Source organism: Cupriavidus sp. GW821-FHT02F09 (assembly GCF_059421605.1).
This window is the reverse complement of the sequence record NZ_JBWKVH010000022.1, coordinates 68048-80596: the sequence shown is the minus strand read 5'-3', so window position 1 is coordinate 80596 and position 12549 is coordinate 68048. Positions and strand designations below refer to the sequence as shown.

The 12549-nt window shown below is 61.7% G+C and carries 11 protein-coding genes; 7 read left to right on the top strand and 4 right to left on the bottom strand.

Annotated features, from left to right (window positions below):
- Positions 1–3 precede the first annotated feature (3 nt).
- From AC07XB_RS23090 to AC07XB_RS23075, 4 genes are all read left to right on the top strand, one after another.
- Positions 4–801 (top strand): FapB/FapC family functional amyloid domain-containing protein, encoded by a 798-nt coding sequence (locus tag AC07XB_RS23090; protein ID WP_492811125.1) that lies wholly within the window; start codon positions 4–6, stop codon positions 799–801.
- Positions 802–881: 80 nt separating this feature from the next.
- Positions 882–1574 carry a C39 family peptidase gene (locus tag AC07XB_RS23085; protein ID WP_492371910.1) on the top strand — a complete coding sequence of 231 codons (693 nt, stop codon included), beginning with the start codon at positions 882–884 and terminating at the stop codon, positions 1572–1574.
- Between the two features lies 1 nt (position 1575).
- Complete coding sequence (locus tag AC07XB_RS23080) at positions 1576–2367, top strand: hypothetical protein (RefSeq protein WP_492811127.1); 792 nt, start codon at positions 1576–1578, stop codon at positions 2365–2367.
- A gap of 60 nt (positions 2368–2427) precedes the next feature.
- On the top strand, positions 2428–3759 hold the full coding sequence (locus AC07XB_RS23075) for a transporter (RefSeq protein WP_492811129.1): 1332 nt from the start codon (positions 2428–2430) through the stop codon (positions 3757–3759).
- Positions 3760–3817: 58 nt separating this feature from the next.
- On the opposite strand, the gene AC07XB_RS23070 is transcribed toward AC07XB_RS23075, so the two are convergent.
- The 3 genes from AC07XB_RS23070 to AC07XB_RS23060 all read right to left on the bottom strand — a co-directional run bounded on the left by AC07XB_RS23070 (position 3818) and on the right by AC07XB_RS23060 (position 7727).
- A complete protein-coding gene (locus tag AC07XB_RS23070) occupies positions 3818–5188 on the bottom strand; it encodes a sigma 54-interacting transcriptional regulator (protein ID WP_441632568.1) in 1371 nt (456 codons plus the stop codon).
- Positions 5189–5313: 125 nt separating this feature from the next.
- Complete coding sequence (locus AC07XB_RS23065; protein ID WP_492371907.1) at positions 5314–5784, bottom strand: hypothetical protein; 471 nt, start codon at positions 5782–5784, stop codon at positions 5314–5316.
- Between the two features lie 590 nt (positions 5785–6374).
- A complete protein-coding gene (locus AC07XB_RS23060; protein WP_492371906.1) occupies positions 6375–7727 on the bottom strand; it encodes an NCS2 family permease in 1353 nt (450 codons plus the stop codon).
- A gap of 390 nt (positions 7728–8117) precedes the next feature.
- Here AC07XB_RS23060 and AC07XB_RS23055 point away from each other — a divergent pair, with 390 nt between their 5' ends.
- Both AC07XB_RS23055 and AC07XB_RS23050 read left to right on the top strand, forming a co-directional pair.
- On the top strand, positions 8118–8321 hold the full coding sequence (locus tag AC07XB_RS23055) for a cold-shock protein (protein ID WP_006159057.1): 204 nt from the start codon (positions 8118–8120) through the stop codon (positions 8319–8321).
- A gap of 1684 nt (positions 8322–10005) precedes the next feature.
- A complete protein-coding gene (locus AC07XB_RS23050; RefSeq protein WP_174425750.1) occupies positions 10006–11100 on the top strand; it encodes a replication protein RepA in 1095 nt (364 codons plus the stop codon).
- A gap of 218 nt (positions 11101–11318) precedes the next feature.
- Here AC07XB_RS23050 and AC07XB_RS23045 read toward each other — a convergent pair whose 3' ends face one another.
- On the bottom strand, positions 11319–11522 hold the full coding sequence (locus AC07XB_RS23045; protein ID WP_043352637.1) for a cold-shock protein: 204 nt from the start codon (positions 11520–11522) through the stop codon (positions 11319–11321).
- A 365-nt stretch (positions 11523–11887) separates the two neighbouring features.
- Between AC07XB_RS23045 and AC07XB_RS23040 the strand changes: the two genes are divergently transcribed.
- Complete coding sequence (locus AC07XB_RS23040) at positions 11888–12547, top strand: AAA family ATPase (protein WP_006159055.1); 660 nt, start codon at positions 11888–11890, stop codon at positions 12545–12547.
- Positions 12548–12549: the final 2 nt, after the last annotated feature.

Sequence of the window (12549 nt, the reverse complement as noted above, 5' to 3'; positions counted from 1 at the left end):
ATCATGAGAACGAAAATCCTCGCCATCGCAGCGGGCATTGCGCTTTCAACCAGCGCATTCGCGGGCGGCTTCAGTTACTTCGACCGGCCGGACGACGCCGATATCTACAGCCAGACAGCGATCAGCAACGACATCTATGTCCGTGGCTTCGGCTTTGCCTGGGGAGATATCCACTTCCGGTCCGAATCGGGCGCGGTGGTCAACAGCCAGCAAAGCGCGCGTGACAATAGCGTGCGTATCGGCCCGTCCACCAACAGTGCATTCGGCGGCGGCAACGCGCTGGTCAATGCGCAAGGCAATATCGGCGTGAACATATCCGCGGGCGCGGGCAACGGCCAGTCCAACCAGGCCGCGCTGGCCAGCATCGATGCGTCGGATGTCTTCGCCTCGGCGCAGGTGTTCTCCAGCCAGAAGACCGGGGATAACGGCATGCACATGGTCGGCGCCGCAAACAGCGCCAGCATGGGCGATAACATGCTGGCCGGTGCCAAGGGCAACGTCGGCGTGAACATCGCGGCAGGCGCCGGCAACCTGCAGAGCAACGCGCTGGCGGCCTCGGTCAACATGGGCAGCGGCCGCGACGGCAGGCAGCCCGTCGGCGCGCTGGCCAAGGCAACCGCTTCCAATGACCAGACCACCTACGGCAATGACCTGTCGATGTGCGGCTGCAGGCCGAACAATGCCGCCACGCTCAACGGGGGCGCCCTGGCCAATGCGGTCGGCAACATCGGCGTGAACATCGCCGTCGGGGCCGGCAACGCACAGAGCAACGGGCTCGCCATTTCCACGGCGACCCACTGAGCATTGCGGCAACAGCACGAACGCGGCAGGAGAGCCGGGACCCGGGGGTCGCCGGCTCAACCCGCCCAAGGGGGAGTGTCATGCGCGCGCTATTCCGCGTGACCGGGGCATGCATGCTGCTGGCAGCGGCATTCAGTGCCAATGGTCAGAGCACGATGACGATCGACATCGACGGACAGCCGATGCTCAGGAAGCCCGTCAAGAGCATGCTCGAGATGCGCTACCAGAACATGATGCGCCAGCAGCTTGACTTCAGTTGCGGCGCGGCCGCGGTCGGCACGCTGTTGCGCTACGGCTACGGCTATGACCTGGCGGAGCCCAGGATCGTCGAGGACATGTTGCGCATCTCCGACGCCGACACCGTGGTCAAGAACGGCTTCTCCATGCTCGACATGCGCAATTACGTCGAAACGCTGGGCTTGCGCGGGCGAGGGTTCCGCGTGGACTACAGCGCCCTGCGGCAACTCAAGATCCCGGTCATCACCTTGCTCGACGTCAACGGCTACCTGCATTTCGTGGTGGTGCGCAAGGCCATCGACGGGCGCGTGTTCGTAGCCGATCCGGCGCTGGGCAACCGCATCATCAAGGAGGAGGATTTCGCGGCGAACTGGAACGGGCTGGTGTTCGCCATCGTCGGCCGGCCGTTCGATCCGAACTCGCCCCTGCTCGATATCGCCGCGCCCGCCTTGCGCGACCGGACCAACGCCGCGCTGGCCGGGGGCATGGTGCCCGCGGCGCTTGACTTTGGCCTGATACGGATGGACTACTTCTGACATGGACACCGCACAGCGCCTCCTCTGCCTGAGCTGCACCGCCAGCATGGCGCTGGTCACGCCAACGCTTGCGCTAGCATCCACCGCGGCTGACGATGCCAGCGACGTGATGGCCTCGCCAGCAATGGCGGAGCTCGTCTCCGACGCGGAGATGGCCGGCGTGCGCGGCAAGTACCTGGGCGCGAGCCTGGTCAGCGGCTTTGTGGTGGAGATGGTTTCACGCTGGCAGAACGATACGGCGATCGCCACCGCAACCGCCCGCGTCGCCGCCGCCAACCTCGCCGCCAACAGTGCGGTGGCGCAGGCCACGGCGAGCCTGTCGGCTCGCGTCCAGAGCCTTGCCCCGGGCAATGTGCAAGGCAATGGCGGCACTGCCAGCTCCGCGGTGCAGGTGGCGGGCGTGGGCCAGGTCGCGCAGATCGCCGGCGATGGCAATTCGGCCAGCAACGTCAGCACCATCACGACCCAGACCACACCCATCGCGGCGGCGCCCACGGCAAGCGTGGCAAGCAGCAACCCGGCAGCACAAGTGGCTCACGGCAACGGCATCACCGCCAGCGCCACGGTCGCGCCAGGCGGCGGCGTGTCGCTGGCCATCCAGTCGGCCGCGGGCAGCGCCACGCAGAATGCGCAAGGCGGCAGCCTGATGCAGGCGGCACGCATCACGGGCGATGCGCAGCAAGTGCTCAACCTCACCAACATTACGCTGCAGGTGCAGCAACTGACGATCCGGCAACTGACGCAATCCAGCATGCGGGACGCACTAGCGGCGATCGCCACGATGCGACGATAATCCAGCATACGCAGGGCTGGCGCACCCGCTTCGCGCCCATTCAGATTTCCGGGGGGAAAGATGAAGACCGAACTCGCTCTGATGGGTACCCTGGCGGGTACGCTGATCTCGGCCGGCGCGTGGGCGCAGGTCAGCGTCCAGCCCAGCGCCGACGAGCGGATCGAACGGCTGACAAAACTGGTCGAGCAACAAGACAAGACCATCAAGGCTCTCGAACAGCGCCTGAACGACCTGGAAATGGTCGGGGCGCGCGGGCGGGGGGTAGTAGCAGGAACGGGGAGCAGTGCCAACGGGAACGCCGGTGGCGGAATGACCGCCGCCGGCGTTCCCTCCTTGGCACAAAGCGCAAGCCCTGCCGCGGGCGGCACGGCCACCGCAGCGCCCGCCGGCGACACGCCGGTGGTGGGCTCGGACGCGCGCGAGACACAACAACAGGCGCGCGTGCAGAGCAAAGACCTGGTCTACCAGAGCGAGCATGCGCCACTGTTCGAGCGGCGCCTGACCATCGACAGCGGCTTCATCTACAGCTACTACGACCGGCGCGCGCTGTCGCTGTCCGGCTTCCTGGCGCTGGACGCCATCTTCCTCGGCACCATCAACCTCAACCAGACCAAGTCGCACACGCTCACGTACGACACCATCGCACGCTACGGCCTGTCCGACCGCCTGTCGATGGACTTCGATCTGCCGGTGATGTACCGCAACACCAACTTCATCTCCGGCGGTGCGGGCGGCTCCGCTTCGAGCCTGTCCGATGCCACGCTGAGCACGACGGCGCCGGGCGATATCAGCATGGGCCTGTACTACCAGTTCCTGCGCGAAAGCGGCGCCGCGCCCGATGTGGTCGGCAGCATCCGCGTGCGCGCGCCCACCGGGCGCTCGCCGTTCGGCATCAAGCTGGTGTCGGCGAATGCCAATAACAACAACCTGAATATCGCCGACCAGTTGCCCACGGGCAACGGCGTATGGGCCGTGACGGCCGGGTTGTCGCTGCTCAAGACCTATGACCCAGTGGTGTTGTTCGTCAATGCCAGCTACACCTACAACATCAAGCGCTCGGTGAGCGATATCTCCTCGGTGCAGGGACAAGTCACGCCGGCCGATGTGAAACTGGGCGACACCATTGGGTTCGGCGGCGGCCTCGCGCTCGCGCTCAACGACCGCACGTCGATGTCGATGGCCTTCAATGCTGCCATCTCATCGAGCACGCAAGTCACCACCGCGGGTGTCACGCAGACTGTGATCGGCAGCCGGGCCAACGTAGCCACCATGACATTCGGCTTCAATCACGTGATCACCAAAGGCTTGTCTGTGAGCACCGCGATCGGCCTCGGACTCACCCCGGATGCGCCGAACTACACGGTGACGCTGCGTTTTCCCTATACGTTCTGAGCGCCCCAAGGCCGGACAAGAAAAGCGGGCCGCAGCCCGCCTGTCCTTCGCTGGCCAGCTATTCGCCGGCGCCGGGATGCGCTTCAATCCGGATATTGTGCTTGTGCATCAGCCGGTACAAGGTGACACGCGAGACGTTGAGCTCGCGCGCGGCGGGTACCACGTGAAAGCCGTGGCTCGCCATCACGGTACGGATCGCCTCGCGTTCCGCCTCCTCGCGGATCGCGTCCAGGGTCTTGCGTGGCGAGTCGCTGCCGCCGTGCAATTGCAGGTCCTCCGCGGTGATCTTGCGGTTATCGGTCATCACGATCGCGCGCCGTACCCGGTTGATCAGCTCACGTACATTGCCCGGCCACTCGTATTGCATCATGGCCTGCGTGGAACATGGCGAGAATCCGCGAATGCGCCGATGGGCCTCGTGGCCATGCTCGGCAAGCACCGAGTTGGCCAGCAGCAGGATGTCCTCGCCACGCTCGCGCAACGGCGGGATCGACAGGGTCAGAACGCATAGCCGGTGGAACAGGTCGGCACGGAAGCGTCCGTCGGATTGCGCCGCCACCAGGTCCACGTGCGTCGCCGAGATGATGCGCAGATCCAGCGGAATCGACTGGTGCCCGCCGAGCCGGGTGATGGTGCCTTGCTGCAAGAAGCGCAACAGGGCGACCTGGCTTTCCAGCGGCAGGTCGCCGATTTCATCGAGAAACAACGTACCACCCTGCGCCTGCTCGATCCAGCCGATCTTGCGCTGGTTGGCCCCGGTGAACGCCCCCTTTTCATAGCCGAACAGCTCGGATTGCACCAGGTGCGGGGGAATGGCGCCGCAGTTGATCGCCACGAACGGGCCTTTGCGCCGGCTCGAGGCTTCATGGATGGCTTGCGCCGCCAGCTCCTTGCCGGTGCCGGACTCGCCGGAGATAAAGACGGGCGCCTCGTTGTGCGCGACCTTGGCGAGCGAGCGGAACATGCTACGCATCACCGCGCACTCGCCGATCATGGGGCCGTGGCCGACCAGTTCGTGGCTGCGCGCGCCATGCAGGCAGGCCATGCCGTGGGCATGTTTAAGCGTGTAGAGCAGTTCGCTGAACGAAAACGGCGTGCGCACATAGTCCACGCAGTAGTCGCGTATCAGCCGCCTCACGCGCTCGTCCTCCAGCATGCGCGACGACGTGATCGCCACCCACATCACGTGCAGGTACTGCAAGCTCTGCTCGAGCTGCATCAGCTCGGCATCGCTGTATTCGGTCTCGAGATCGAGCACGCCAGCCATTGGCGCGCTGCCCCGCACCACCCGGCTAAGGTCCCGGATCTGCTGGATGTGGCGAATCTCCCAGCCGGAGCCGAACTGGGCCGGATCAAATCCATAGGGTTCGTGGCGAGATACGACCAACACCTGTGCGGTGCGTGTCGCCGCCTTGCACAGTCGGTCCATAACGTTCTCCCTGACATTGAGCATCTTGACTATTCCGGCTTGCACCGCGGTCCCGCTCTCGTGCGGGCGCTGTGTGCGGTCAAGCTGAGTCGGTTGGGGGGATTCCCCCACGCGCAACGTCGGCATTACGGCTTGGACAGACTGCGGGACTGCTCGCCAAGAATGGCGGTGTGGTCGCTGCCGGCATGGAGCTGGTCGCGAATACGCCGGCGCACCTGGTCTTTTTCGCGCATCAACTCAGTGCGTGGCGCTTCGGGCGATTGCCCCGAATACCGGTAATAGAGCGCCTTGTAGGTCAACTGGCTGAGAATCCATTCCTGCAGCAGCGCGCGCTGGCGGGACAGCTCGCCATCCATCGATCGCTGCCGCTGCAGCAACTGTTCGATCGCGGCACGCACGTAGGCCGGCAACGCCTGGTCCTGGCTCAGGAACGCTTCGACGGTAGTGGCGGCAGGGTCGCCGCGCTCGCTGACGCGGCTTCGGCGCGGTGGCTCGGCTGCGGCTTCTCCCAAAGCCGCCCAGGCACGGTGAATGGAAAGACTGGCGGACTCGCTGATGGGCCCCATGGCGGGTCGCCGGATTTCTCCTGCAGTCATGATTGATCCCCGTTGAACAACACCCCCGGCACTACACGTTCGCGATTACCACTTTTGTTTAGTCTTATTGTTTGCTCTTGTCGGGCGGGCGTGTCTCCGCGCGCTCCTTTCGTGGTGGCGAAGCCATCTTGGCGATGGTCTGCTCATTCAGTCCCTGCCCTCTTACTTGAGGTGGACTTGTTGTTGTCGCTATTGCAGGCCTGAAGGCGCTGAGCCAGCTGGCGCGGCCCCGGAGTGCCGGAGTCAAGAAGGGGCGCCCTGAAGCGCCCCGCAATCTGCCACGCCTCTAGTTCAGTGCATTTAGGCCAGTTTGTCCAGCCCTCAGTATGGGTACTCAGCCGAATATCATCCTTTAGTATGAGCATCTTGGCACACACATTCTGCCACACGAGGTAATTGGTCACTTACATTCCGCGCAGAAATGGGTACGCGAGTCTTATCCCGCGGTGTGCGCCGGCTACGCAGAAACAGGTACGCCGCCGTCCGGAGGGAAGGACAGGAGGGCCACGCCTGGACGCGCAGAAACGGGTACGCTTTTCTCGTCACCCGGCAGACGCTCGCCATTGCGGTCCCTCAAGCGGGCGCCAGGCTCAATGCCCCGGCAGGTAATAGAACTTGAAGATGAAGACCGCCGCGATGATCCAGACCATGAGCGGGACGCTCCTGGCACGTCCGGTCAGGAGCTTGAGCCCTGCATAAGTGATGAAGCCGAAGGCCACGCCGTTGGCCACCGAATAGGTGAAAGGCATGCCAAGCGCCGTCAGCACGGCCGGCACCACCTCGGTCGCATCGCTCCAGTCCAGTTCCACCAGTTCGCGCAGCATCAAGCAGGACACGTAAAGCAGGGCCGGCGCCGTGGCATAGCCCGGGACGGTCCCCGCGAGCGGCGAAATGAACAGGCATGCGAGAAAAAGCACGCCCACGGTGACGGCGGTCAACCCGGTACGCCCGCCTGCCTGCACGCCGGAGGCGCTCTCGATGTAAGCGGTGGTGGAGGAAGTGCCCAGGAACGAGCCCGCCATGATCGCCGTGCTGTCGGCCATCAGCGCTTTGTTCAGCCGGTCCATCTTGCCCGCCTTGAGCAGCCCGGCGCGGTTGGCCACGCCCATGAGAGTGCCGGTGGCATCGAACAGCTCGACCAGAAAGAACACCAGCACAACGTTGATGATGCCGATCGACAGTGCGGCTGAGATATCCAGCTTGAACAGGGTCGGCGCTATCGAGGGCGGGGCGGAAAACACGCCATGGAAGGTGTTATCGCCCACTGCGAAGCTAAGGAGGGTGGTCACCAGGATGCCGATCAGGATGGCGCCTTTGACCTTGAGGTGGTCGAGCGCGACGATCACGAAGAAGCCGACGATCGCCAGGATGGCAGGGGTCCGGTGCAAGTCGCCAATGGTGACAAGGGTAGCGGGGCTTGCGGTGACGATGCCGGCGTTCTTGAGCGCGACGATGGCAAGGAAGAGCCCGATGCCCGCGGTAATCGCCACCCGGATCGAGTGCGGGATGCCATTGACGATCATCTCGCGCACGCGGAACAAGGTGACGAGCAGGAACAGGCAGCCGGAGATAAAGACGGCGCCCAGCGCGGCCTCCCAGGGAAATCCCATGCCCTTGACGACCGTGTAGGCAAAGTAGGCGTTCAGTCCCATGCCCGGCGCCATCGCGATCGGGTAGTTGGCATACAGGCCCATGATGAACGTGCCGATCGCGGCCGCCACGCAAGTTGCGACGAATACGGCGTCCTTCGGCATGCCGGCATCGCCCAGGATGCTGGGGTTGACGAAGATGATGTACGCCATGGTCAGGAACGTGGTCAGCCCCGCCAGGAGCTCGGTACGCACGTCGGTCTGGTGCTCGCTGAGCTTGAACCAGCGTTCCGCCAGCGAAGTGCCGGCGGCGGCGGGTGGCGTGGGTTGGCTGATGGGTTCCTGTATCGGCATGGGGTCTCCTGTTATCGTGGTCGCGGCCGTGTTTCTGGCATGCACATGCGGCTGGGGTTGCGTGCCGTGCACACAGGCCCTGCCGAGCGTACTGTCGGGCAATTTCCGCCTCGATGCAGCACTAGCGGCGAATAGGAATCATCTGAAAAACGTGATGACCCGACGATGGCTCGCAGTGGATCCAGGCAGACATCCAGAATGACCCTACCTTGACGCTGACGCTAATCCGCCGTATAAACCCCGCTAGATTCAAGCGACGAGGCAACAGCACATTCGTTAGCCACCGTCATGGTACTTCCGTTGTCCATGGTGTCCTTTCCTTGAGTTGCTTTGCTCGGATATGCGTGAGCTATCCGTTTCTTTTAAATTTTTCCCAGGAAAAGCAATACCATGCAAACCGGTATCGTTAAATGGTTCAACGACGCCAAGGGCTTCGGTTTCATCAAGCCGGACGCTGGCGGTGACGATCTCTTCGCGCACTTCTCTGAAATCCGCTCCGACGGTTTCAAGTCGCTGCAGGAAAACCAACGCGTGTCGTTCGAAGTCAAGAACGGCCCGAAGGGCCTGCAAGCTGCGAACATCACGCCGCTGTAAGCAGTAGACTGGCACCCCACTAGGGGTGCGCCCAGTCAGGAAAACCCCGCCTCTCGAGGCGGGGTTTTTTTGTCCGGCAATCCTCCTGGCCTCGCGCGGATCCTGCATCGCAGCGGAATCGCCGCAGGGACGGCGCCGCTGATCCCACCTGGCAACGTCGTCTCCCCCCCCAAAAAGCACGCAGAAACGGGTACGCCCCGCTCTCTGTGACCATTTCGATTCCAGAAAGCCTCCGAATCCCCGCGCAGAAATGGGTACGCACCCTCCGGGAACCGTGATTTCTTTAACCCGTAGTCGCCTCTCCTGACGTCAGGCAGCAGCCAGGCACGCAGAAACGGGTACGCATGGCGTGAAATTCCACCGCGCGTCGGCATTCGGGCGCTGTGAGCACCTCCGCGGGCCTCTCGCAAGGGGCTGAGTGACGCAATATCACAACGCAGAAACGGGTACGCCAAGTTTTTTTTCTTCTCATCGCCCCAGTAGCTCAAACACCTGAAATCGCGCAGAAACGGGTACGCGCGATGGCCGGAATCGCGTTTTCCGGTATTCAGCCGGCCCCTTCACGCGGCCCCTCGACCGCATTCCACGTCTCCTCCCCTCCTAAAGTCCTCGCCCCGCAAGGACTTTGCCCTTTTCCCGCAGAAATGGGTACGCATAGCGCCATTTTCGGCCCTGCCACGGCCGCAGAAACGGGTACGCACACCTGACCGGTGCTCGCCGCAGATTCTCGCGCCGGCGCCAGCCCGATCAGACGCTTACGCAGAAACGGGTACGTCTGCAAAAGTCCTTTTATTTATTTGCTCTTTTTGAGTGCAAGCACTCGCTTTCGATATAAGTCTTGTGTATAATAGAAAGAAGAGAATTTTCTGCACCAGATAACTAGTTCCAGGGCCGCAGAAACGGGTACGCGAGGCGGAAAACGAGGTCGCAACGAGCACGCAGAAACGGGTACGTTTTTGGCTCCGCGCGGATCTGAATGCGGGTTCGCAGAATTGGGTACGCCGCAGAAACGGGTACGCTGCGGGTCGGCGACCCCCCCGAAAGCCGGTTTTCAAATGCCGCAGCGCAGAATTGGGTACGCAAATGGAACGGAAGGGGCCTTCGCCACGCAGAATTGGGTACGCAAGGCAGCAGGAAGGGCTTTGGTAAACCTGGGGGCGTACCAATTTCTGCGGGGATAACTACTCCGGAATGCCGGTTTACGCGGTATACGTGATGAAAGGCGCTCGGCGCGCGCAGAAACGGGTACGCTTTTGGTGTCCCCAGCTGTGGAAAAGCCTGTGGGAACAGGGAGTTATCCACGCAGAAACCGGTTCGGGCTTTGCGCTGAAACGGGTTCGGTATACCGCAGAATCTGGTACAGCACTTCGCAGAATCGAGTACGGTTTCACGCAGAATCGGGTTCGCAGAGGGTGATTTTCCTCATACGAATCAAGGGCCTGGGTCTCCCGTATACGGTTTACAAGTAGTTAACCCATACTCTTAACGTTTACCGGTAGCTGATGGCTGGCCTCCCGTGGACAACCCTTCGGGATTGCCCACCGTAGCCCACCATGCAATCAGCCATGAGACCCAGCACACCCAAAACACGCGGCATTGCAGGAAATTCGTCTACCGAACCCGTTTCTGCGTGACAAGGCGGATTGCTTCGCGTAAAAAGTCGTGTATTCCGAAGCACGCCAATATGCCCATCAAACGCAACCAGACCATCCTTGGGTCCCGCGGTCCAGCCGATATGGACAGTGAGCCCTCCCGCATCATCGTTCCCGGCGACGAGAACAGTCTGGTTCCGTCCGAGAAATTCCAGCGCCTGTTCGACGAAGCCCAGGCCATGGAGCGGGAGGATGCCTGGCAAAGTGGCGAAGTCGGCTTTTTGAGCCGGGCCAGTGTGCAGGTCACCTTGCCTTACCGGGCGCCAAAGGGTGCACCACCCGTATGGACGCGGACCAGCGGAAATATTTCGTTGATGATCCAGCCCGGGTATTTCACCCAGCAGCGTTCAGAAAAGGCCAGCAACGGTCGCCAGAAACTGGTGTCCGAAACGGTTTCGCTCGGCTATCCCTATGGCTCCTATCCGCGCCTGATGCTTGCCTGGATCGGCAAGGAGATCATGGCAAAGAAAAAGCGCGGCGAGTTTACCGGGACGGTCGAGGACCGCCGCATTTCATTGGGCAATTCGCTGTCCGAGTTCATGTACAACCTGGGCATTCCAATGGCCACAGGTGGCAAGCGCGGCACCATGACGCTGGTGCGGCAGCAGATGATCCGCCTGTTCTCCGCCACCATTGCCATCGTTCAGAACAAGTCCACGCCGAGCCAGAATCAGAACCAGAGCCATGAGCCGCTTTCGATCGATCGCGTCGGCTATCTGCTGGCAGACCAGCTGTCGACCTGGTGGGATCCCATGCAGCCGGGGCAGGGCTCGATGTTCGAGAGCTTTGTGGTGCTGTCCGAGCCATTTTTCAATGAGCTGGTTAACCGCCCGGTTCCGGTCGACATGCGCGCGCTGAAGGCACTCAAGCAGTCGCCGTTCGCGCTGGACGTATACTCTTGGCTGACCTACCGTTTCTTCACGATCCAGCGGCGTACCGAGATTCCGTGGGAGGCCTTGCAGATGCAGTTCGGCACCGAAACCGAAAGTGAGCGGAAATTCCGTGCGCTGTTCCGCAAAGCGCTCAAGGATGTGCTGGTTGTCTATCCTGGCGCCAAGGTGGATGCGGATTCGTCCAAGGCCCTGATCCTGCAACCTTCCCGTACGAGCGTTCGCAAGCTCGCCTGAGCCTGGGCGCATGCATTGCCGAACCCGCCTGCTGAATGAGCTGGCGGGTTTTTCGTTGGGCCTCCTGGAAATGGCGCGAAGGGGCCTGGATGCAGAGCAGACGTTGTCGCATCGCAAAAGACACAAAAGGCAAGCGTGAAACGCTTGCCTTTTGCTTTACCTACCACGTCAGGCCCTAGAGCCCGACGTAGTCTGCGATTTCGGCGTGATTCGTGAGATCAGGCCGGCTTGATGGCGGAAGCCTGCAAGCCCTTCGGGCCCTGCTTTACTTCAAACGTGACGCGCTGACCATCCTTGAGCGTCTTGAAGCCCGAACCCTGGATTTCGGAGAAGTGCGCGAACAGATCCGCACCGCCGTCGTCCGGGGTAATGAAGCCAAAGCCTTTGGTCTCATTGAACCATTTGACCGTACCGGTTGTCATGTGAATTTCCTTTCGAAGCAAGTTCTTGTACACAACGCAAACAACGCTAACAACCGTTCAAGCACGCTAAGTTCTCGTAGTTACCGAACGGACGCCGACGAGGTGACACGACTTGACTCGACTGTTGCGGGCATCATAACCAGTTTGTCTAGTTGTGTCATGTGCGCCGAAAGACGCACTATCGCTACTTTAGGCGTATTCCGTGTCGCATTTCAAGTGGAAATCTTTCGTTTCCATAACGCGAAATATTCTCTCTAATATTATATTTAAAATATAAATTCAAAAAACAGTTGAGCCAGCACGTCACTTTGACTAAAGTTGCGGCTAGCGATAATCGCGCTTTCAGCGCTGAAAGAGAGGTCGTAGTGCCAGCTAAAATCATCACGGTCTTCAACCAAAAGGGCGGGTGCGGAAAGACCACGGTCAGCATGCATCTCGCAGGTACGCTCGGATTGCGCGGCGCGCGGTCGATGCTTGTCGATATGGACGAGCAGGGCACGGCAACGCGCTGGGCCGCGCAAGCAAGCGACGAGCGGCCTTTTCCTGCGTCCGTGATCGGCCTGGCGCCGTCCGGTGGCGCAATGCACCGCGAAGTCAGGAAATTCATCCAGGACTACGATTACATCGTGGTCGATTGCCCTCCAGCAGTACATTCGGCTGCACCATCGAGCGCCCTGCTGATTTCCGATCTGGCAATCATCCCGGTCGTCCCATCACCCCCCGACCTTTGGGCGGCGGTGGCCGCGAAGACCCTGGCCCAACACGCTCAGGTCCAGAACGAAACGCTGCGTATCCGCGTCATGGCAAACATGGTGCAGCGGCGCGTTTCCATTGCGCGCCAGGCGATTGAGATTCTGGGGGACGATCTGGAGATCCCCCTGATGCAATCGATGATCGGTTCGCGCTCGCCGTTTCGCGAATGCCAGGCGATTGGATGCACCGTGCACGGCGTGGCCGGTGCGCGCGAGTCCGTGCAGGAAGTCGACATGATGGTCGACGAAGTATTGTCTTTGATTGAGCACTAGGT